We start from the raw sequence: 19,922 nt of genomic DNA, 5'->3' as shown, positions 1-19,922 counted from the left end.
TTCTGCTTTTTCTTTTTTTATGACTATTTTACTTGATAATTTCTCAATAACTCTACTTCTTCATCTGTCAGTTCTCGATATTCCCCTAACTCCAGTGTTTCATCTAACGGCAAAGGCCCCATCGAAATCCGCTTTAGATAGACCACCTTTTTACCAACCGCTTCGAACATTCTTTTCACTTGATGAAATTTCCCCTCAGTAATCGTTAGTTCAATATCGGATCGGATTCCAGATTTTAGTATTTTCAATTCTCCTGGCTTAGTTTCGTAACCATCATCCAAGGTGACCCCATGAGCAAATGCCTCTATATCATCCTCAGTTACTTCACCATCGATGACAGCAAAGTAGGTCTTCGGTACATGCTTTTTCGGAGAAAGCAACCGGTGCGACAACTGACCGTCATTAGTGATGAGCAGTAATCCTTCTGTATCTTTATCCAACCTGCCAACAGGAAACGGTTCATAAACCTGGTCCTCAAGCTCTAATAAATCAATGACAGTTTCTGTCTTCGTATCTTCTGTCGCTGATAACACTCCCGGTGGTTTGTTCATCATCAGATAGATGTATTCTTTGTATTCAATAATTTCCCCGTTTAGTGTCACGGTTTGCGTGGATGGATCCACATGCTGTTTTGCATCTTTTACTACAACATCATCAACTTTTACCGAGCTGCTTTTTAATAGCTGTTTGACTTCCTTTCGGCTGCCATAGCCAAGGTTAGCCAGCAATTTATCTATTCTCAATGGTTCCATCTCCTTTTGCAGAAGATTTTTAAAATCTTAACCTTAGTTTTTGCTTAATTCTATCAACCCTGTCACCAAATAAACGGTTCACTAATCCTGATTTCAGTCCCAAGTAAAAATAGATGACGGCTCCCACTCCAGCACTTAACACGATAAGCAAGACTGATTGACTCTTGGAAGCAGGAGACAGGAATAATAATAGTAGTTTATAGACAATTTCTGTACCGCCCCACATCAAACCTGCGAATATCACAATCAATAAACTCCTCCGCCATACAAGTCGGAATTGATAGCGGGAAAATGTCTTGATTACAATTAGATTTATCACAATCGCTACGGTATACCCAAGTGCTGTTGCGAGTACGGCACCTCTGGTTTCAAACATTTTAATTAAAGGAATATTTAGCGAAAATTTTACTAAAAGACCCACAAGTAAGCTTAAGATAGTAAAGCGCTGTTCGTTGATGCCTTGTAATATGGCTGCTGTAACTGAATAGAGAGAAAAGAGAATCGCAACAGGTGCATATGCGGCTAATACTTGTGTCCCTAGGTTATCATGCTCATAGAAAGTGGTGTAAACCGGTTCTGCCAATAAAGAAAGTCCAATCGCTGCTGGTAATGTTAAAAATAGCAGCACTTGAAAGGTTTGATTTAGTTGACGGTTTAGGTTTTTGCTGTCATTCTCGACAAATGCCTTTGTAATGCTTGGTACGAGTGTTAAAGAGAATGCTGTTGCGAGTGAAACTGGAATAATCACAATTTTATGTGACTCGAAATTCAGTATACCAAAAGCGGTATCTGCTAATTTCTCATTAATTCCCAACTCCACCATTGCTCGCGTTAAAGTAATTTGATCAATAAATTGAAATAACGGATTCGCAATCCCGACAAAAACGAACGGAGCAGCGTAAATAAAGATTTCTTTATATATATCCGTTAAAGAGACGGTGATTGTCCCTTTATCATGTTCAAGGAGTTCGTCCAAATAAGGTTTTCTTTTGAACCAATACCAAAATAAAACGACTAGCCCCCCGATGGCGCCGATAAAGGCTGCAAAGGTGGCCACACTAACTGCAGAAACAATAGTACCATTTAAAAATTTCAGGACCACATAGGCCCCTGCAAGTGTGAATGCAATTCTCACAATTTGTTCGACAACCTGTGAAACCGCTGATGGCCCCATGGATTGATGTCCCTGGAAGTAACCCCTGATTAAACTCATAAATGGAACAACAATCAATGCAAAGCTAACAGCACGTATTACCGTTATTACATCGGCCAGTTGTCCTTTTCCGGGATGACTTAGTTCAGCCAACAGAGGTGCTGCAAAATACATGACCAAGAATGCTACAAACCCCGTCAAGAGCATAACCACTAGTCCTGATTTAAAAAGCTTTCGGCCAACGGCATATTCTTCGAGCGCATTATATTTTGCAATAAATTTTGAAACTGCCAGCGGTACACCCGCCGTAGCGATACTGATAAAGATGGTGTATGGGACATACGAGAACGAATAAAGCTGTGTCCCCTGTTTTCCAACGATTTGATAGAACGGAATAACATAAATTAATCCGATAACCTTAGATAGTATGGTTCCAAACGTTAAAATAAATGTTCCCCGTAAAAGCTTTGATTGCATACAATCCCTTCCTACCCGAAGAAATACGTGCGCTTTTTCACAAAAATAATTCGACTTTTTTTGCACACTATTAGTAGTTTACAACTTCTTGCTCTCTGACGCTACTAACAACTAAATGAAATTTATAAAATATGGTCACATTCGTTTTATTTTGATGATAAATGTTTATAATGGAATGATGGATTACTATAAAGTTGGTGTAAATATGGAATATGATGTCATTGTCATCGGCGGCGGCCCATCCGGGTTAATGGCTGCCATTGCAGCCGGTGAAAAAGGTGCTAAAGTCCTTTTAATTGATAAAGGAGACAAACTCGGCAGAAAACTAGCAATTTCCGGAGGAGGACGCTGTAACGTCACCAATCGCCTGCCAATCGAAGAAATTATCAAGCATTTGCCGGGAAACGGAAAATTTTTATATAGTGCTTTTTCGATCTTTAGTAATGAAGATATTATTAAATTCTTTGAGAAATTGGGAATTGCCTTAAAGGAAGAAGATCACGGGCGGATGTTTCCAGTTTCTGATAAAGCACAGTCCGTTGTAGACGCATTACTAATTCAATTAGAAAAACTTCATGTACGCGTCTTCAAAAATAGTCCTGTTCGTGAGCTTATCTATGAAAATGAGCATGTTTCAGCTGTGGTTCTTAAGGACGGTCAAACCATATCGGCTAAATCCATCGTGATTGCTGTCGGGGGGAAGTCTGTCCCTCATACGGGTTCAACAGGTGATGGCTATGCCTGGGCTGAAAAAGCTGGCCATACGATTACAGAGCTGTTTCCAACAGAAGTACCCGTTACCTCTAATGAACCCTTTATTAAAAACAAAGTGCTTCAAGGGTTATCGTTAAGAGATATCGACTTGAGTGTCTTGAACCCAAAAGACAAGCCAATCATCTCACATCGAATGGATATGATTTTTACCCATTTTGGGCTTAGCGGTCCAGCCGTCCTTCGCTGTAGTCAGTTCGTGGTAAAGGCCATGAAAAAGTGGAAATTAAAAGAAGTAACCATGAGCCTTGATGTCTTGCCTGATAAAAAAGAGGAAGAAGTTTTTCAAGAAATTCTTGCGCTTGTAAAAAGTGAGCCTAAGAAAAGTATTAAGAATACGCTCAAAGGGCTAGTCCCGGAACGATACCTACTTTTTCTATTAGAACAAAATGGGGTTGATCCAGCTGAGCAAGGCGGTACAATCTCCAATGAGAAAATTCGCAGTTTTTCTAAAAGCTGCAAGCAATTCCTTGTAAAAGTAAATGGTACCCTGCCACTTGAAAAAGCTTTTGTCACTGGCGGCGGTGTGTCCGTTAAAGAAATTGAGCCACAAACGATGGGTTCGAAATTCATGAATGGATTATATTTCTGCGGTGAAATTCTTGATATCCATGGCTATACCGGTGGTTATAACATTACCTCTGCGCTTGTAACGGGAAGATTAGCTGGGACCAATGCTGCCCTGTCTGCAAAAAATAAAAAGGTCTGACAAGTTGTCAGGCCTTGTAAATGATCATCGCTGAAAAACAATAAATCTGCTCCTCTTCTTCTTCCTCCGCCATTGCGGCCACATTATATTTAATATCCAGTAAGCTTGTTTCATCTATGCCTTTTAAAAAATGATTCATTTCCTTTTCCAAATCCTTCTCATGCTCCCGATCAAACAGTTTCACCTGTATCAATGTTCTCTCCCTCTCTTTTTTTACTATCATTCTAACCATTTTTCTGAATTTTAAAAATTATCTCCTGAAAAAAGTTAAGTTTTTTTTAAGTTTGCACTTGTAAACTCCATTTAAGAAAGACAGTTTCACTATTTGAAAGGAGAAAAAACATGGATAAAAAACAAAAAATCTCATGGGTCGTTAGTTTTGGAAGCCTAGCATTAGTAGCTGGAATGGTCTCCTATTTTGGACTATCGAATGGCGGTCAAACGAATAATAAAGTTGCATTTCATCAAGGACAGCCTGCAAATAATAATTCAATTCAGCCATCACAAGATGACCTTTCTACACAACAGCGTCCCGGTCGTGGACATGGTTTCGACCAATCCTTTAACGGTGAAAATTCATCGCAATTCAATCAAAATGATGGTTCAACCAATAATTTTGATAATAATGATCAGTCCACAGCAGATAACGAACAATTCTATGGAAATAGCAACCAGCAAGGTGCTCAATTCTCAAATGACGGTGGTCCTGAAATGGGCCATCAAAGCGGATATGATACAACTACAGGTGGAACCTGATGTATACTTACCGGTTCCTCTCTATGAGTACAGCTGTTCAAATCTCGCTTAGTCATGAGTTGTTTGCCAACGATATGATGCCCATCTACAAGCTATTTGAATTAATAGAGAACACTTGCAGCCGTTTCCGTTCTGATAGTGAACTATCGCAATTAAACCAACAGGTTGAAAAAGAAGTCATGGTTACAAGTGAGATGTTTTCCATATTATCTGACGCCCTGCGATTTTATAAAGAAACAGAAGGTATTTTTAATCCTAGCATTCTATCAACGCTTGAAAATCATGGTTATGAAAAATCGATTGAACTGATAAAGGGGAAGGAATTAGAATTACCAGCTCCTTCATCCGTGACAGCTATTCATTCGCAGCCTTTTCTATTAAATGAAAGTAAACGTGCTGTAACCCTATTAGCAAAAATTGACCTTGGGGGAATAGCCAAGGGCTGGGTGATTGATCGCGCCTCACAACTTTTAGAAAGGTTAGGTTATGGCTATATCAACGTGGGCGGCGATATCCGGATTTTGGGGACGTTACCACGGCCATTAAATATTGGGATCGAGAGTCCATTTGCAGAAAAAGAGATGATTTCTTCGATTCAGGTCGAAAACGGGGCGCTCGCTACTTCAACTAGCATGAAAAGAAAGTGGCTAATGAATGGGGAGTTGTTTCATCATTTAATTGATACTCGGACAGGCAAACCTAGTAAAAGCACTATTGTCTCTGCAACCGTTACTGCCCCAACTGCTTTGGAAGCGGACGTTTGGGCAAAAACTGCTCTTTTACTTGGTGAACAGGATGGCCAAGAATGGGTTACTAAAAGAAGTGTTAACGCTGTGTTCATAACTAAAGACGGAGATATTTGGAGAGGAGGAAAGTAATTTGGAAATGTTTGAATGGTATATGATTCGTGCAACAGGTTTGGCAGCATATTTTTTACTTTACTTGTCAGTCCTTATTGGACTCTACTCCCAAGTACAGAAAAAGCGAAAACAAAAGGTCACTGCCTCGCTATTTTTGCACGAGTCACTATCTAATTGGGCCCTGTATCTTGTCATGGGACACGTAGGATTTTTATTAATTGATTCGTATATCTCATTACAATGGTTTGAGGTACTCATTCCGTTTAATACGGACTATAAGCCCTTTCCAATGGCCCTGGGAGCATTTTCTCTATATTTTTTAATCATGACGATCGTAACATCGAAAGCAAGGAAAAAGATTGGCTATCAGAAATGGCGTAAATTACATGCATTGAATCCGATTCTCTATATACTCGTTACGATACATGGTTTATTAATAGGTACAGATATTCAAGCGGCTGTGCTTGCAGCAGTCAATATCCTCCCGCTAATCATTATCGGAAGTATGTTGTTGAAAGATAAACCTAAACTTGATGTCACTCATTGACAAAGTGAAAAACCGATTCCAAATAGTTATATGTCTTTGATGTAATAAAATTGCTACAATTTCAATTCTTGTTCGGGTGCCGGATACTTTTGAATTGCTTTAAGAAGCCCTAACTTCGTAATCTCTAAAAACCATATACCTTCTGAAGTCGATTCCTTAACGCACAGGAATTCGGCTTTTTTAATGGGTTGAAACTTCCTTAGCGTAGTTAAACCGCATGTTCCTGACGCTACCGCTACTGGGGTGACTCTATTTTTCCGCAGAATAAATTACAAAAATCCGCATTTGTAATATAGCACCTCCCGGACAAGCAGCATTTAATATACAGAAGTCAAAAATAAATTATAACAAAGGAAGGAATGATTCATATGTGTGGATCACATAAAAATAAAACATCATTTTGCTGCCCGGAAGCAGAGATTTTTACAGAAGAAATTTGTGGTAACCTTCAAGGACCGATTGACCAGGTAGTGTGGACAGCACCTTCACCAAGCGACTTTATTCAAGGCACCTTCACGGTGACTAACACTGGAAGTTCACCATTTATTTTTTCGGTTAATGGCATTGTCCAAACCGTGCCACCAGGAAACACTGTATCATTATCGGTGAATAACCCAACTACGTTTATAGTTACTTTAGGTGCAGAAGATAGAGGTAGATTTTGCATCACTTTGTACAAGCGTCTTTTCGCTTAATCCATTCATACTATCCGAACATACGATAATATTTGAGGTCACCCTAGTAGTTTGCTACCTGGGTGATTTTGTTTTCCATACGAATATATTACGAAAATCCGCATTTGGTGTAGCACCCTGTGGACAAGCTTCATTTAATAGTAGTGTAAGTCAATTTTATAAAAAGAAAGGAGTGATTTATATGTGTGGATCACATAAAAATAAAACATCATTTTGCTGCCCAGAAGCACAAATTTTTACTGAAGAAATTTGTGGTAACCTTGAAGGACCGATTAACCAGACGGTGTGGACAGCACCTTCACCAAGCGACTATTTTCAAGGTACCTTCACAGTGACTAACCTTGGAATTACACCATTTATTTTTTCGGTTAATGGCATTGTCCAAACCGTGCCAGCCGGAAACACTGTATCATTATCAGTGAATAACCCAACTATCTTTGTAGTTACTTTAGAAGCAGATGATAGAGGTAGATTTTGCATCACCTTGTACAAGCGTCTTTTCGCTTAATCCATTTATAACAAAAGGGAGGACAGACACTACCGGCTTTTCCGGTGGTCTGCCTCCCCTTTATTTTTGTTGGTAACCCATTTGTGTAATGACTAATTTTGCCATTTTACTTAGATATAAAAAAAGGCTAAAATGGTCTATTTCCTACCTACTTAATAAGAAATATTAAAGCGAAAATGATCTTACTCAGTCAAAAAGCATAGCTTTTATATTGGTGCATACGAAAATGCACTGCTTAATGCAGTGCATTTGATTGTGCCATTTCCTAAATTAATTAGCCCAGAATAGGAATATGTTTACTTAGGATTCGTTTATTCTGTGTATTCCGTCTCTCCCGCCCATGCGAGCATCCCGCCAACCATATTACGGACCTTAAATCCCTGGTCCTGTAAATAATGGCAGACATTCCCACTTCGAGCACTGGAGCGGCAGATAAAGATATATTCTTGATCCTTGGCAAAATAGTCGAGATGATCAGGGATCTCACCCATACGGATATGCTTTGCCCCTGGGATCATCCCAAATACGACCTCATGATCTTCCCTTACATCAACGAGCTCGAGTTTTTCCCCTGCCTCAAGCTTTTTTTGTAACTCTTCTGGTGTAATCGTTTGAATTTCTTCCATCAAGTCCATCCCCTTTAGGAAAAACAGCCCCAGAGGAGGGGCTATTCATTTATTCTAATTTGCGACGATATTAACAAGCTTTCCTGGAACCGTAATTACCTTGCGAATTGTTTTTCCTTCAATTTGTTCCTTTATGTGGGCATCTTCCATTGCGATTCCTTCAAGTGACTCTTTACTTGCATCTGTTGGTACCATTAGCTTTGTCTTTACTTTACCATTGACTTGGATGACAATTTCAACTTCCTCATCCACTAGTTTTGCCTCATCATATGCAGGCCATGCTTCGTAAGTTATCGTATCGCTATGTCCTAACTTTTTCCAAAGTTCCTCAGCAATATGCGGACAAACAGGTGCAAGCATTTTAACGAATCCTTCAATGTACTCTTTTGGAAGTACAGTTGCCTTATAGGCTTCATTAATAAATACCATCATTTGAGAAATGGCAGTATTAAATCTTAAGCCTTCGTAATCCTCAGTCACTTTTTTCACAGTTTGATGATATACTTTTTCCAAACTAGAAGCTTCTTCATTTGCTTGTATCTTCGGATTTAATTCCCCGTTTTCCTCAACCATTAAACGCCAGATCCGGTCTAAGAAACGGCGTGAGCCATCAAGTCCATTTGTCGACCAAGCAATTGATGCATCAAGTGGTCCCATGAACATTTCATACAGGCGAAGCGTATCAGCACCGTGGCTGTCAACGATATCATCAGGGTTGACTACATTCCCTTTTGACTTACTCATTTTTTCATTTCCTTCCCCTAAAATCATTCCTTGGTTAAATAACTTTTGGAATGGTTCTTTGGTTGGAACTACACCGATATCATACAAGAATTTATGCCAGAAACGCGCATAAAGTAAATGTAAAACGGCATGTTCAGCGCCACCAATGTAGATATCAACAGGAAGCCAATGATTTAATTTTTCTTGAGAAGCAAGTTCTTGATCATTTTTCGGATCAATATAACGTAAATAATACCAGCAGCTGCCTGCCCATTGCGGCATTGTATTAGTTTCACGACGGCCTTTCTTGCCTGTTTCAGGGTCTACAACATTGACGAAATCAGAGATAACGGCAAGTGGTGATTCCCCGGTTCCAGATGGACGGATTTCCTTCGTTTTTGGTAGCATCAGTGGAAGCTGGTCTTCTGGAACGGCTGTCATTGTGCCATCTTCCCAATGGATAATCGGAATTGGTTCGCCCCAATAACGCTGACGGCTAAACAGCCAATCACGCAGGCGGAAGGTGACTTTCTTTGTTCCAATTCCTTTTTCTTCTAACCAAGCAATCATTTTTTGAATCGCTTCTGCTTTATCCAAGCCATTTAAGAATTCTGAGTTAATGTGTTCACCATCGCCTGTATAAGCTTCTTTGTCGATATCGCCACCTGCGACGACTGCTTTAATCGGCAGGTTAAATTCTTTGGCAAATTCATAGTCACGCTCGTCGTGAGCAGGGACCGCCATAATGGCACCCGTTCCGTAGCTTACTAATACATAATCAGCAATCCAGATAGGCATTTTCTCTCCATTTGCAGGATTGATGGCATATGCGCCGGTAAATACGCCTGTTTTCTCTTTTGCAAGATCTGTACGCTCTAGATCACTCTTCGTCTTAACCTTATCTAAATAAGCATCAACCGCAGCGCGCTGTTCTGCAGATGTAATTTTATCAACAAAAGAATGTTCAGGAGCAAGCACAGCATACGTAGCACCGAATAAGGTATCAGGACGAGTAGTGAATACAGTAAATGTCTCTTCGTGTCCTTCGATTGAGAAAGTAACTTCGGCACCTTCAGAACGACCGATCCAGTTGCGCTGCATTTCCTTCAAGCTTTCTGGCCAATCAAGTTCTTCAAGGTCTTCAAGTAAACGGTCACCGTAAGCTGTGATTCTTAACATCCATTGTTTCATCGGACGGCGTTCAACTGGGTGCCCGCCGCGCTCACTTTTGCCATCAATAACCTCTTCATTTGCTAATACCGTTCCAAGTGCCGGGCACCAGTTTACCGCCACTTCATCAATATAGGCTAAGCCTTTTTCAAATAGTTTTAGGAAAATCCATTGTGTCCACTTGTAGTATTCAGGGTCGGTAGTGTTGACTTCGCGATCCCAATCATACGAGAATCCTAATGATTTAATTTGTCGGCGGAAAGTATTGATATTCTGTTCTGTAAATTCAGCAGGGTCGTTACCAGTATCCAATGCGTATTGTTCAGCAGGTAAGCCGAAAGCATCCCATCCCATTGGATGAAGCACATTGTATCCCTGCATCCGCTTTAAGCGGGAAAGAATGTCGGTTGCTGTATAGCCTTCAGGGTGTCCTACGTGCAGGCCTGCACCTGAAGGATATGGAAACATATCTAAAGCGTAGAATTTTCTTTTATCATATTCTTCACTTGTTTTGAATGTTTTTTCTTCTTCCCATTTCTTTTGCCACTTCTGTTCAATGTGATTATGATCGAAACTCATAATGCTCTTCCTCCTAAAAAAAAATAAAAAACCCCTCATCCCAAAAAGGGACGAGAGGATTGTATGTATCTTCCCGCGGTACCACCCACATTAGTGCTGACTGCACTCGCTTCATTCATCCTTAACGCGGAAAACGGCAAACATTACTATTCCTTCATGCTTGCAACTCATAGGCGAGTTCATGATGTACCCGGTTGACTTCCACCAGCCGTCAACTCTCTAAGTGCGGGTATGAACCACTACTACTCCTGATCACTGTCTTTTCAATATAAACTATTACGGTTATTGTAATAAATTTTTAATGAATATGCAAGTAAGGTCAAATAATTAAGGCTTTTCCCCAAGCAAAAAAGCTTTGTCTTACATTCTATAATTAAAAAGGACTGATTCATAATGATACCTACTAAATATGCATGGAGTAAATCATTCAAGTCAATATCTGTTTCTGATGCTGATACTACTGCTGATGCTGATATTAATTCTAGCGCTGACCCCTGTTCAACATCTCCAGAAAAAGATATAAGCAAAATTGTTTGTAATAACATATGTGGGAATTTATTATTGAGCGACCAGGACTCCAAATTAGAGATTTGGAGAAAAAGCAATGTGCAAGATGCAACCGTAACAATTGCTGTATTCAATAGCGCGATGAACACTTCATCCATTAAAGTTATCGTGAGGCGAACTGGAGGAAGCCCTGTCAAATTCACGGTTCCTCCCGGCAATACGCTTTCCGCTACAGTTGAGGATGCTAAATCAATAAGTGTTTTACGGAGAGGATCAGGAATAACTGAGGGTAAATTTTGTTTGGACGTGTGTTTTGATCTGAGACATGGTGAATACGTTGTATGAGAGTGTCTTCGCTTAGTAACCTCTTGCTTTCAGTTTAACGAAAGCAAGCAAAAGCAAAGTTCCTGAATTTAGGAACTTTGCTTTTGCCCATCTCCACCTTAACTCACCATCACTGTCCACCCCACATGGACAAACACTAGATTTGTCCACGGACGGTGCCTGACACCATTTTCGTTTTTAAGCTCCGATCGTAAACTAAGGTTGTGATGATTGCGATTAGGAATAGCGCTATTAGTACGATGAATAATGCTGACATGCTATACATATCGACGAGGAGTCCGCCCATTATGGGACCTACCATTCTTCCGCCTGTGGCGGTGCTGTTGACGATTCCTTGGTAGAATCCTTCACGGCCTTTTGGTGCTAAGTTAAAGGCAACTGTGGGAACTGCCGGCCAGATGAACATTTCACCGATTGTTAGGATAATCATCCCGACTAGAAACCCTGAGAACAGGGTTGCCTTCCCTGCTACTAAAAATGAAACAATAAAAATCCCAATTCCTATAATCATCTGCAGCTTAAGTGAGACAGTAAAACGTTTCAACACACCATTTAACAGCGGTTGGCCAACAACAATGAGCGCTCCATTGATCGACCATAATAAGCTATACTGCGTTAATGAAATATTAATTTCTTGTGTATAGGAGGCAATTGTTGTTTGCCACTGAACATAGGCAACCCAGCACAGTAAATAACCTGTGCACAGTATCAATAAAGCATATAGTTTTTTTCTGCTTTTATCAGTCGTACCATTTATCTCAACCGATGCTTGTTTTCCTGAATCCACTAAGATTCCTTTGTAACCGAAAACAGCTATAAATATAAATACGATATACATGACGGTATTGGCGAGAAAGATGAGTTGAAAGGAATAAGCAGCAACAATCCCTCCAAGCGATGCCCCTAAGGCTACCCCAAGGTTTTGGGCAACATAAATAGCGTTAAAGGCTTTCCGTCCTCCCTCTTTCCAAACTGACCCCGCCATAGCATACATCGACGGAAAAATAATTCCGGTCCCAAATCCAATGATGACTTGGAACACAATATATTCGGGCCATCCATGCCAGAACGTTAAGCCGACAAGGGCAGCAAGTGTAATACTGATTCCTAAAATGATAGATTTATAGCCGCCTATTTTATCAAATAGATTGCCGCCATATAGATTTCCAATTACACTGGCCGCAGAATTTAACATCAAAACAATTCCTGCTACGGATAAGGACTTTCCCAGATGGTCGTGAATATAGATTGTATTTAAAGGCCATAAAAATGAAGACCCTGTAACATTAACAATCATTCCAATTATTAAGAGCCATAAGGCACGTGGCATGTAAAAACGCCCTTTCCTATTTCAATTTCCAACGATTTATTCTAATCTTTTTTAAGATAAGGCGCAATCCTTTTTCTTTTCCATAATTATGTGTTATCGAACGTCGAAATGAATGTAAACGATTCTCTTTATTAGGACCAGTACCCTTCATCAGGATTCCGCCGACTTCGGGCATGATTCCGCCAACATGTGGTGAGATTCCGCGAATTTCCTGAATGATTCCGCGAAACTATAGCAGGATTCCGCCAACTTCAGCTACTTTTCCGCCAAACCCATTTTTCCCCCCCAAAAAAGAAAACACTGTCCACAAAAGCAACAGTGTTTTCTACTAATCTTTGAGTTTATTTCTTTGGTACTGCGGGTACAATTGGTGCTTGAGCAGGGAAATAGTGATTGACGGCTGCGTCCTTTTTCTTCTCATTATTCTTTTCGTTGAGAACGGCCTTTTTCACTTTTTCAATTTCCTTGTCCACCTCTTCCATGTTGACGCCTTTTTTTACAAGTTCTTCGGTGGCGAGGCGAACGGCTTGGTTGGACTGGACTACTGATTCTCTTAGTGAATCCATCGAACCCTGTGGATTATGGAAGCCGGCAGAGTTTTCAGCTGCAATAATGTCCCAGAACCATTGTCCCTTTCTAACAAATTCTTGCGCTTGCTTGATTTTTTCTTGACTCACACCAGAAGTAATCATTTTATTTACATAATAGTGCGAAGTCGTGGAAATATCCTGTGCTTCGTGCAACGCACTGACATTGGCTTCTTGAATCTCAAGAACACGATCTTTCAGTTTATCTAAATCACGGTCACCGTGACATTGACCGCATGACGTTTGCATCGTTTTAAGTGGAGAAGTCCACCAATGTGAGGTGATTTTTCTTTTTCCGTCGACACGCTCATATGGCATATGGCAGTCGGCACAAGAAACATTGGCTTTTCCGTGGGTCCCTGATGAATGTGTTTCATATTCAGGATGCTGTGACTTTAACATCGGAGTCCCAGAAATGTTACTGATCCAGTCTTTTTCAAAACCCTTTTCTTTAGCAATCGTGCTGTAATACTCATACATTTCTTCTGGTTTAAATCCTTTTGTCCACGGGAAGGTTACTTCACTATTATCAGCAGCAAAATAATACTCCACGTGACACTGGCCGCAAACGTAACTGCGCATTTCATTCTTTGTTGGATTGGAAGTATCTATACCTTTTGCTTCCAATGCCTTATAAAAGCTTGGACGTGTTACACGCAAATCCATTGTTTTTGGATCATGACAATCCGAACAGCCAATTGGCGAGTGTCCCATCGCTTCCCCTTTTGGCCAAATATCTTTATTAAAATTAGCCCCCCAATAACCGTCGCCCATTTCCTTAATCATTTTTGGAACAGCTGTTGATTTACAGGTATAACAAGAGCCAACCGATTTATCTGTAATCCGTTTGATGCTGCGAATATCATCTAAAGCGTATGTATGCCCCCGCTCCTCGTTATACTCGGTAGCAAATCCATAACCGTTGAAGAGAATGGGTAACAAGGGTTCTTTATCTGCATCAAATTTGCTTCGTTTTTCAGAACCGCCATAAGTGGTATCTTCCATCTTTTCATTCTTTTTGTAACTGTTATATTGAAGTGGAAATATGTCTTTAAACGCTTCATTACTAATTTCATCGGCTGAAAGGCCAGTAGTCTTCTTACCCGCAGCGGAAGCTGTTTTCTCACTGGATTCATTGCCGCACCCAGTAATAATAAAAACAAAAGTAAGCAGGAGAAGATAAACCCCAAAGCGAAACCTTCCCATTTCTAAAATCCTCCCTTATTTTCTAATAATTCTCCTTTAACAGGCGGCTTACTATAACTATCGTCTTTAAAGCCTTTCCCGTGCGGTACTGTTTTGTGACAGGAGATACACTTTTCCTTTGCATCATGCGATACATTGCTTAACGTACTTTTGTGACAAGAAATACAGTTATCATTCATAATCTTTTCTGTTCGATCGGTTGCCTCAATCACATCCGGGATTTTCTTTGTTCCAAGTGTGTTGAAATAAATATGGGTCATCCCAGCACGACCTTTAAAAAATAATTTTCCAACCTCACTTTTATGTGGCAGGTGGCAGTCATTACACTGTAAATCCGAGTGTGTAGAATCCATAAATGACTTATGAACGGATTTCATCGTATGACAGTTTTGGCAAAAACCAGGTGAATCCAAGTAGGCCATGGTTTTTACCGCTGAAAAAGATAAAAACACACCAATCAGAAGGGCCAACACTAGTAAAAACTTCTTGTCCATTTTCAAAAATTTTTTAACCATTCCTTCACCTCCCATAGAAAAACTTTCTCTCTTTTTTTTCTTCCACACCCTATTTAAACCACGTTATAAAATGGCAAACTGTGACGCACATCACAAATAAAAATACACTTGTTTCCAAACTGTGAAAGGGAATTTCCTTCTATTTTCAAGTTGTTTTTAATGTAAAATTGTTATTTCAAGTGATTTCAAGCACTTTTTTGTATGATTTTTAGCATAAAATTTATTTACAAAAAAAGACCCCTCGATGAAAAAAATGAGGGATCCTTCCTTATTTTAGGATGATTGGTCTTTTTCTTGGTGAAATTTGGATTTAACAGGCTGTCCACCTGTATTTTCATATTTCTTCTTTGCTTGCTTGACAAGATCGAAATCTTGTCCGAGCTCTAAATCTTGATTATTAATTCCATTCCGTGTTTTCTGTTCAGGGTTTTGTTGCTTGGAACGCTTTTTCAAAGGTTTTCCCCCTCTAGAATCATTGTGTTCTGAAGCTGCTGAAGCTGGAGTCTCATTCTATGGAGTTGGTCGCGCTGCTGCGAGTTTGCACTTTGGGCCATTTTAGCAATGTCCAGATAAGTATCTTCAAGCTGTTGCAGCGCCTTTGTGTAATTATCGTCATTATAATGCTCTTGAAGGCTGCTTTGCTTGTATTGTTCCTCGGCATAGCGAATTGCATCCTCAACCTGCTGCATTAAATTGTCCATTGAGTCGCGAGTAGCCATCTAAGAACCCCCTTCTGTAATAACTCAATCCCCTGGTTAGAAGCATATTGCTTCATTTCTTATTTTGTTCTCCATTCTCTTTCCTATGACACAAACAGTTGGATAATTATTACCAGCACAGGCACTTAATAAATACATTTGGATTCGCTTGTAACATCATGATAAAATTGATGTTATGCGTTTTTATTTTTCAAAAGGAGGTTTTCTGATTGAATCAGATGAGACCTTTTCTATATGCTTCTGATGATAAACGATACCATACATGGAATTATCACTTGCGCCAAGAATTTGGTCATAAGGTGTTTAAGGTTGCACTTGATGGCGGCTTTGATTGTCCGAACCGTGATGGCACGGTTGCACACGGTGGTTGCACATTTTGTAGTGCATCCGGATCTGGTGATTTTGCCGGTAATAGAATTGAGACCTTAGAAACTCAATTCAACGATATTAAAGAAAAAATGCACACGAAATGGAAAGATGGCAAATATATGGCCTACTTTCAAGCATTTACAAATACCCATGCGCCGGTAGAGATTCTTCGTGAAAAATACGAAGCCGTTCTGAAGCAGGAAGGTGTAGTTGGTTTATCGATTGCTACTCGTCCTGACTGTCTACCCGATGACGTTGTCGAGTATTTAGCTGAGCTGAATGAACGTACCTATTTATGGGTGGAGCTGGGCCTGCAGACGGTACACGAACGGACAGCGCTACTTATTAATCGAGCCCATGATTTTCAGTGTTATCAAGATGGGGTTAATAAGCTTAGAAAGCATGGGATTCGCATCTGCTCTCATATTATTAATGGATTACCGCTTGAATCCTATGACATGATGATGGAAACTGTTCGTGAAGTAGCGAAATTAGATGTTCAGGGAATAAAAATTCATTTGCTTCATTTGTTAAAAGGTACGCCAATGGTCAAGCAATATGAAAAAGGCATGCTCGAATTTATGTCCCAGGAGGACTATGTAAAATTAGTATGTGACCAATTGGAGATTTTACCACCAGAAATGATTGTTCATCGGATCACGGGTGACGGACCGATTGATTTAATGGTTGGACCAATGTGGAGTGTACACAAATGGGAAGTTTTAAATGCTATTGATGCAGAGATGAAGGAAAGGGACAGTTGGCAGGGGAAATTTTATCAAGGTAATTTGGTGAAGGAATCATGAAAATAGACAAGATTCTTCCGTTTGCAAAAAATTTACTCAAAAAAGCGGTTCAACCTGGCGATATCGTAATTGATGCAACTGTAGGAAATGGTAACGATACAGTGTTCTTAGCAGACCTAGTTGGAGAATCTGGACACGTTTATGGATTTGATATTCAAGAAGAAGCCATTGCCTCCAGCAAGGAACGGTTAAATCAGCAAAGCTTGGCAGGGCGTGCTACTGTATTCCATTCAGGTCACGAACATCTATCCCACTTGATTCCTGACATCGACCACGGTAAGGTAACAGGTGCCATTTTTAACTTAGGTTATCTTCCCGGCAGTGATAAAACAATTGTAACTCGCCCCGAAACCACGATTGCTGCAATTCAACAACTTTTGAAGATGATGGCGGCTGAAGGAATCATTGTTTTAGTTATTTATCATGGACATAAAGGCGGGGCTGAAGAACGTGATTCCCTGCTTCATTTTTGCCAGCAAATTGACCAAAAAACAGCACATGTCCTTCAATACCAATTCATAAATCAACAAAATCATCCTGCATTCATTATTGCCATTGAAAAAATATAAAAACAGGCACCCGAGCTGTTGACAGTTTAGATAGTCAACAGCCCCTAAGGGCCTGTTTTTATTTTGAGATTAACCTGGTGACAAATGCCGGGACTGATTTTTGTACAGAACGGTAGGCAAGACCGTTGAAGTAAAAGAAATAGCTCGTCCAACCGCCTGCTTTGATCACACCTTTTGCCAATCTACGAACGTTTTTCTGTTTACGTACCTTGGCATCCGATAAATAAATTCCTAACAGACCACGGTTAATCAATCGGTGGAAATTTTTATGTGGTAGAAATTCCGTGTGCCGATCTGCTTCTATAACAAAATGATTTAACCGTTTAAACAACATTTCCTCACTTTGATAATAAGAACAGAAATTTAAGTCTCCTCCAACAACGTCTTCTTCTTGATCAATAAAATAATCCAAAAGAATATGCAGGCCCTGAATATATGGAAAGTACCCATTGCGAATATTTGCTGCATCACTTAGCTGAAAATCATCCCGAAGCGCGTAGGACACTAGGCAGAATATCCCTAATGTAGAACCCGAACAAGCTGAAAATTCATACCATTCCATTTCAGGCAAGTGGTGTTGGTTTTGTTGAAACCATTTTTCCAAACGCGGGACCCGCTCCTCATGGATGACATGCTTGTGAATCTGTAACTCACAATAGTATCGGCAAAGCTCTTGCAAATACTTTTTAATTCCGTCAAAGTTCTTCACATCTCTAAGGACGGTGCGGCATGTTTCCGATAAATCATTTAAATAATTGTCATCATCCTGATCTTCGCGAAGGCGATAATAGTTTTTCTTGTCAGCCTCAAGAACGAGCGCATCCGCCATCGATTCATGGAGCGCAGCAAAATCCTCAGGGTCAAGGGAAGTAGACCGGTCACAAAGATTATCTAAATAATCGCTGATGGTCTGATAGGCAACAATAAATTTTATGGCCTTTTTATAGTCTTCCTTAGCGGTTAGGGCAAGAATTGCTCCACCCTCGCAATGGAACGTTTTATGATTGATGCTTGCAAGCGCTTGAGTTCTTAGTTCCTCGTTTGGGATTTTTTCAGCACGGCTTTTCCAATAAGCCAATTCTTTGTGTACGGCTGGAAGTATTTTGCGATATACCCTGGACATAAGGGTGATTGGCATCATTGAAACCGACAACCTTTCTAAACAATATAACCGATAGCCTTTAATTGACTATAAACAAAATCCTTCGCGTACTCAAATACCTCTTCCCGCTCCGGTTCATTAAAAATTTCATGGTAGCATTTCGGCCATTCTTTAAATCTTTTTTCTGAAAGTGGGACGTGATTAAACCATTCTTTTACAGTACTTTTATTGACAATTTTGTCATCTCCGCCTTGCATAACAAGCATTGGAATATCCTGTGTTTTTTCAATTGCTTGAAAGGCCTCTTTTATGGCACCGACTAATTCCCGGTACCAGCGAATCGACACTTTGGTGATATAAAGGGTATCATTCGAATCCGCTTCCCGGACTTCTTCGTTTCGGGTTGCCATTTGGACTGTTAACCCTGAGTTCATTCTAAGTGCAGGAAATACCACATTCAATCCATGTGATAGGATATCTAAAAATTGGGGAGGTGTATGGACCAAACCTAGACACGGAGAAGAAAGAATGACTCCTGCAACATTTATTTTTTCTTCCTGTAAGATACGAATCGAAATTAATCCCCCCATACTATGACCAAGTAAAAAGACAGGTAACTCATAACGGTAGGCAGCCTGAATCCAATCTTTTACTTCAAAAATATAATCATCGAAGGAATTAATATGACCGCGGTTGGCTCTTGTTGTCATCCCCTGGCCGGGAAGATCCGCCATAATAACATGGAATCCAGCTAATCGCCACATTTCAATTAGCCAGCCATAACGGCGATGATGTTCCATCGCACCGTGGACCATTACAATGACCGCTTTCGCTTCCCCTTCTGCTTCCCACTTCCACATAATTGTCCCCCCTAGAGTAGTGATTACCTATATTAATAAAAAATTTAAAAATAGCACCTTAGTTCTACAAATACAATAAAGACGAATTATTTTTAATCGCATCCTACTTCCGATACAATAATATCATCATGGAAAAGGAGCGAGTAGAATGATCTATCCTTATAAAGATAAGTATCCCCACATAGCTGATACTGCTTTTATAGCCGATTATGTGACAATTACAGGTGACGTTACGATTGGCGATGAGTCAAGTGTATGGTTTAACACAGTCATTAGAGGGGATGTAGCCCCAACTATTATCGGTAAAAGAGTAAATATCCAAGATAATTCTATCTTACACCAAAGCCCTAATAACCCGCTAATTTTAGAAGATGAAGTTACCATAGGACATCAGGTGATTTTACACAGCTGTATCATTAGAAAGAAAGCATTAATTGGGATGGGATCGATTATTCTTGATAATGCTGAAATCGGCGAAGGTGCTTTCATTGGTGCCGGCAGTCTTGTTCCCCAGGGGAAGAAAATCCCCCCTAATACTTTAGCATTTGGCAGACCAGCAAAAGTTATTAGGGAATTAACACCGGATGACATTAAAGATATGGTTAGAATCTCTACAGAATATGCGGAGAAGGGTCAATATTATAAGTCCATAAAATAATAAAAATAAACAAAAGCACCCAT

At 40.0% G+C, this 19,922-nt stretch carries 22 protein-coding genes and 1 other annotated feature; of the genes, 10 read left to right on the top strand and 12 right to left on the bottom strand.

Features of this window, described 5'->3' with window-relative positions:
• Nucleotides 1-23: 23 nt before the first annotated feature.
• Together V7137_RS04575 and V7137_RS04570 are read right to left on the bottom strand one after the other, a co-directional pair.
• Nucleotides 24-743, bottom strand: a complete 720-nt coding sequence (locus V7137_RS04575; RefSeq protein WP_335696961.1) for a pseudouridine synthase — start codon at nt 741-743, stop codon at nt 24-26.
• A gap of 28 nt (nt 744-771) precedes the next feature.
• Nucleotides 772-2,382, bottom strand: coding sequence for a putative polysaccharide biosynthesis protein (locus V7137_RS04570; RefSeq protein WP_335696960.1), 1,611 nt, complete (start codon nt 2,380-2,382; stop codon nt 772-774).
• 205 nt (nt 2,383-2,587) lie between these two features.
• On the opposite strand from V7137_RS04570, the gene V7137_RS04565 reads away from it, so the two are divergent.
• On the top strand, nt 2,588-3,862 hold the full coding sequence (locus V7137_RS04565) for an NAD(P)/FAD-dependent oxidoreductase (protein WP_218349404.1): 1,275 nt from the start codon (nt 2,588-2,590) through the stop codon (nt 3,860-3,862).
• A 7-nt stretch (nt 3,863-3,869) separates the two neighbouring features.
• Here V7137_RS04565 and V7137_RS04560 read toward each other — a convergent pair whose 3' ends face one another.
• On the bottom strand, nt 3,870-4,055 hold the full coding sequence (locus tag V7137_RS04560; RefSeq protein ID WP_335696959.1) for a sporulation protein Cse60: 186 nt from the start codon (nt 4,053-4,055) through the stop codon (nt 3,870-3,872).
• Between the two features lie 149 nt (nt 4,056-4,204).
• On the opposite strand from V7137_RS04560, the gene V7137_RS04555 reads away from it, so the two are divergent.
• The 5 genes from V7137_RS04555 (at nt 4,205) to V7137_RS04535 (ending at nt 7,228) form a co-directional block, all read left to right on the top strand.
• Nucleotides 4,205-4,618, top strand: coding sequence for a hypothetical protein (locus V7137_RS04555; RefSeq protein WP_335696957.1), 414 nt, complete (start codon nt 4,205-4,207; stop codon nt 4,616-4,618).
• The gene (locus V7137_RS04550) at nt 4,618-5,496 is read left to right on the top strand and encodes an FAD:protein FMN transferase (protein WP_335696956.1); all 879 of its coding nucleotides are present in this window, start codon (nt 4,618-4,620) and stop codon (nt 5,494-5,496) included. The genes V7137_RS04555 and V7137_RS04550 overlap by 1 nt, the downstream gene beginning before the upstream one ends.
• Before the next feature lie 7 nt (nt 5,497-5,503).
• Complete coding sequence (locus tag V7137_RS04545; protein ID WP_335697031.1) at nt 5,504-6,025, top strand: ferric reductase-like transmembrane domain-containing protein; 522 nt, start codon at nt 5,504-5,506, stop codon at nt 6,023-6,025.
• Between the two features lie 368 nt (nt 6,026-6,393).
• Nucleotides 6,394-6,720, top strand: a complete 327-nt coding sequence (locus V7137_RS04540; protein WP_335696955.1) for an S-Ena type endospore appendage — start codon at nt 6,394-6,396, stop codon at nt 6,718-6,720.
• Between the two features lie 181 nt (nt 6,721-6,901).
• On the top strand, nt 6,902-7,228 hold the full coding sequence (locus V7137_RS04535) for an S-Ena type endospore appendage (RefSeq protein ID WP_335696954.1): 327 nt from the start codon (nt 6,902-6,904) through the stop codon (nt 7,226-7,228).
• A 311-nt stretch (nt 7,229-7,539) separates the two neighbouring features.
• On the opposite strand, the gene V7137_RS04530 is transcribed toward V7137_RS04535, so the two are convergent.
• Both V7137_RS04530 and leuS read right to left on the bottom strand, forming a co-directional pair.
• Nucleotides 7,540-7,854 (bottom strand): rhodanese-like domain-containing protein, encoded by a 315-nt coding sequence (locus tag V7137_RS04530; RefSeq protein ID WP_335696953.1) that lies wholly within the window; start codon nt 7,852-7,854, stop codon nt 7,540-7,542.
• Nucleotides 7,855-7,908: 54 nt separating this feature from the next.
• Complete coding sequence (gene leuS, locus V7137_RS04525; protein ID WP_335696952.1) at nt 7,909-10,326, bottom strand: leucine--tRNA ligase; 2,418 nt, start codon at nt 10,324-10,326, stop codon at nt 7,909-7,911.
• A gap of 43 nt (nt 10,327-10,369) precedes the next feature.
• Nucleotides 10,370-10,591, bottom strand: a binding site (T-box leader).
• 128 nt (nt 10,592-10,719) lie between these two features.
• Between leuS and V7137_RS30610 the strand changes: the two genes are divergently transcribed.
• Entirely contained in the window at nt 10,720-11,178 is a 459-nt protein-coding gene (locus V7137_RS30610; RefSeq protein ID WP_420490089.1) for an S-Ena type endospore appendage, read from the top strand.
• A gap of 136 nt (nt 11,179-11,314) precedes the next feature.
• Here V7137_RS30610 and V7137_RS04515 read toward each other — a convergent pair whose 3' ends face one another.
• From V7137_RS04515 to V7137_RS04495, 5 genes are all read right to left on the bottom strand, one after another.
• Nucleotides 11,315-12,508 carry an MDR family MFS transporter gene (locus V7137_RS04515; RefSeq protein ID WP_335696950.1) on the bottom strand — a complete coding sequence of 398 codons (1,194 nt, stop codon included), beginning with the start codon at nt 12,506-12,508 and terminating at the stop codon, nt 11,315-11,317.
• Between the two features lie 341 nt (nt 12,509-12,849).
• Nucleotides 12,850-14,301: an ammonia-forming cytochrome c nitrite reductase subunit c552 gene (locus V7137_RS04510; RefSeq protein WP_335696949.1), complete on the bottom strand. Its 1,452-nt coding sequence runs from the start codon at nt 14,299-14,301 to the stop codon at nt 12,850-12,852.
• A gap of 2 nt (nt 14,302-14,303) precedes the next feature.
• The gene (locus V7137_RS04505; RefSeq protein WP_335696948.1) at nt 14,304-14,816 is read right to left on the bottom strand and encodes a NapC/NirT family cytochrome c; all 513 of its coding nucleotides are present in this window, start codon (nt 14,814-14,816) and stop codon (nt 14,304-14,306) included.
• A gap of 273 nt (nt 14,817-15,089) precedes the next feature.
• Complete coding sequence (locus V7137_RS04500) at nt 15,090-15,269, bottom strand: glycogen biosynthesis protein GlgD (protein WP_335696947.1); 180 nt, start codon at nt 15,267-15,269, stop codon at nt 15,090-15,092.
• Nucleotides 15,266-15,535, bottom strand: coding sequence for a YtzC family protein (locus tag V7137_RS04495; RefSeq protein WP_335696946.1), 270 nt, complete (start codon nt 15,533-15,535; stop codon nt 15,266-15,268). Before V7137_RS04495 ends, V7137_RS04500 begins: the two co-directional genes overlap by 4 nt.
• A gap of 209 nt (nt 15,536-15,744) precedes the next feature.
• Between V7137_RS04495 and V7137_RS04490 the strand changes: the two genes are divergently transcribed.
• On the top strand, nt 15,745-16,710 hold the full coding sequence (locus tag V7137_RS04490) for a TIGR01212 family radical SAM protein (protein WP_335696945.1): 966 nt from the start codon (nt 15,745-15,747) through the stop codon (nt 16,708-16,710).
• Entirely contained in the window at nt 16,707-17,279 is a 573-nt protein-coding gene (locus tag V7137_RS04485; protein ID WP_335696944.1) for a tRNA (mnm(5)s(2)U34)-methyltransferase, read from the top strand. Before V7137_RS04490 ends, V7137_RS04485 begins: the two co-directional genes overlap by 4 nt.
• Before the next feature lie 58 nt (nt 17,280-17,337).
• Here the strand turns inward: V7137_RS04485 and V7137_RS04480 are convergent, their stop codons facing one another.
• Together V7137_RS04480 and V7137_RS04475 are read right to left on the bottom strand one after the other, a co-directional pair.
• Nucleotides 17,338-18,420: a tetraprenyl-beta-curcumene synthase family protein gene (locus V7137_RS04480; RefSeq protein ID WP_335696943.1), complete on the bottom strand. Its 1,083-nt coding sequence runs from the start codon at nt 18,418-18,420 to the stop codon at nt 17,338-17,340.
• Between the two features lie 17 nt (nt 18,421-18,437).
• Complete coding sequence (locus V7137_RS04475) at nt 18,438-19,241, bottom strand: alpha/beta hydrolase (RefSeq protein WP_335696942.1); 804 nt, start codon at nt 19,239-19,241, stop codon at nt 18,438-18,440.
• Nucleotides 19,242-19,389: 148 nt separating this feature from the next.
• Here V7137_RS04475 and V7137_RS04470 point away from each other — a divergent pair, with 148 nt between their 5' ends.
• On the top strand, nt 19,390-19,899 hold the full coding sequence (locus V7137_RS04470) for a gamma carbonic anhydrase (RefSeq protein WP_335696941.1): 510 nt from the start codon (nt 19,390-19,392) through the stop codon (nt 19,897-19,899).
• Nucleotides 19,900-19,922 lie beyond the last annotated feature (23 nt).

The sequence above is a fragment of the Neobacillus drentensis genome, assembly GCF_036962765.1.
Classification (GTDB): Bacteria; Bacillota; Bacilli; order Bacillales; family Cytobacillaceae; genus Neobacillus; species Neobacillus drentensis_C.
The sequence above is the reverse complement of the archived record's forward strand: the minus strand, read 5'-3'. Positions and strand labels throughout refer to the sequence as shown.

Bases quoted from the DNA above. Each gene is read 5' to 3' on its own strand.
- V7137_RS04480 (WP_335696943.1), bottom strand. From the start codon at position 18,420: ATGATGCCAATCACCCTTATGTCCAGGGTATATCGCAAAATACTTCCA.
- V7137_RS04540 (WP_335696955.1), top strand. From the start codon at position 6,394: ATGTGTGGATCACATAAAAATAAAACATCATTTTGCTGCCCGGAAGCA.
- V7137_RS04470 (WP_335696941.1), top strand. From the start codon at position 19,390: ATGATCTATCCTTATAAAGATAAGTATCCCCACATAGCTGATACTGCT.
- V7137_RS30610 (WP_420490089.1), top strand. From the start codon at position 10,720: ATGATACCTACTAAATATGCATGGAGTAAATCATTCAAGTCAATATCT.
- V7137_RS04535 (WP_335696954.1), top strand. From the start codon at position 6,902: ATGTGTGGATCACATAAAAATAAAACATCATTTTGCTGCCCAGAAGCA.
- V7137_RS04570 (WP_335696960.1), bottom strand. From the start codon at position 2,382: ATGCAATCAAAGCTTTTACGGGGAACATTTATTTTAACGTTTGGAACC.
- V7137_RS04485 (WP_335696944.1), top strand. From the start codon at position 16,707: ATGAAAATAGACAAGATTCTTCCGTTTGCAAAAAATTTACTCAAAAAA.
- V7137_RS04475 (WP_335696942.1), bottom strand. From the start codon at position 19,241: ATGTGGAAGTGGGAAGCAGAAGGGGAAGCGAAAGCGGTCATTGTAATG.
- V7137_RS04505 (WP_335696948.1), bottom strand. From the start codon at position 14,816: ATGGTTAAAAAATTTTTGAAAATGGACAAGAAGTTTTTACTAGTGTTG.
- V7137_RS04550 (WP_335696956.1), top strand. From the start codon at position 4,618: ATGTATACTTACCGGTTCCTCTCTATGAGTACAGCTGTTCAAATCTCG.
- leuS (WP_335696952.1), bottom strand. From the start codon at position 10,326: ATGAGTTTCGATCATAATCACATTGAACAGAAGTGGCAAAAGAAATGG.
- V7137_RS04495 (WP_335696946.1), bottom strand. From the start codon at position 15,535: ATGGCTACTCGCGACTCAATGGACAATTTAATGCAGCAGGTTGAGGAT.
- V7137_RS04555 (WP_335696957.1), top strand. From the start codon at position 4,205: ATGGATAAAAAACAAAAAATCTCATGGGTCGTTAGTTTTGGAAGCCTA.
- V7137_RS04510 (WP_335696949.1), bottom strand. From the start codon at position 14,301: ATGGGAAGGTTTCGCTTTGGGGTTTATCTTCTCCTGCTTACTTTTGTT.
- V7137_RS04530 (WP_335696953.1), bottom strand. From the start codon at position 7,854: ATGGAAGAAATTCAAACGATTACACCAGAAGAGTTACAAAAAAAGCTT.
- V7137_RS04515 (WP_335696950.1), bottom strand. From the start codon at position 12,508: ATGCCACGTGCCTTATGGCTCTTAATAATTGGAATGATTGTTAATGTT.
- V7137_RS04545 (WP_335697031.1), top strand. From the start codon at position 5,504: ATGTTTGAATGGTATATGATTCGTGCAACAGGTTTGGCAGCATATTTT.
- V7137_RS04565 (WP_218349404.1), top strand. From the start codon at position 2,588: ATGGAATATGATGTCATTGTCATCGGCGGCGGCCCATCCGGGTTAATG.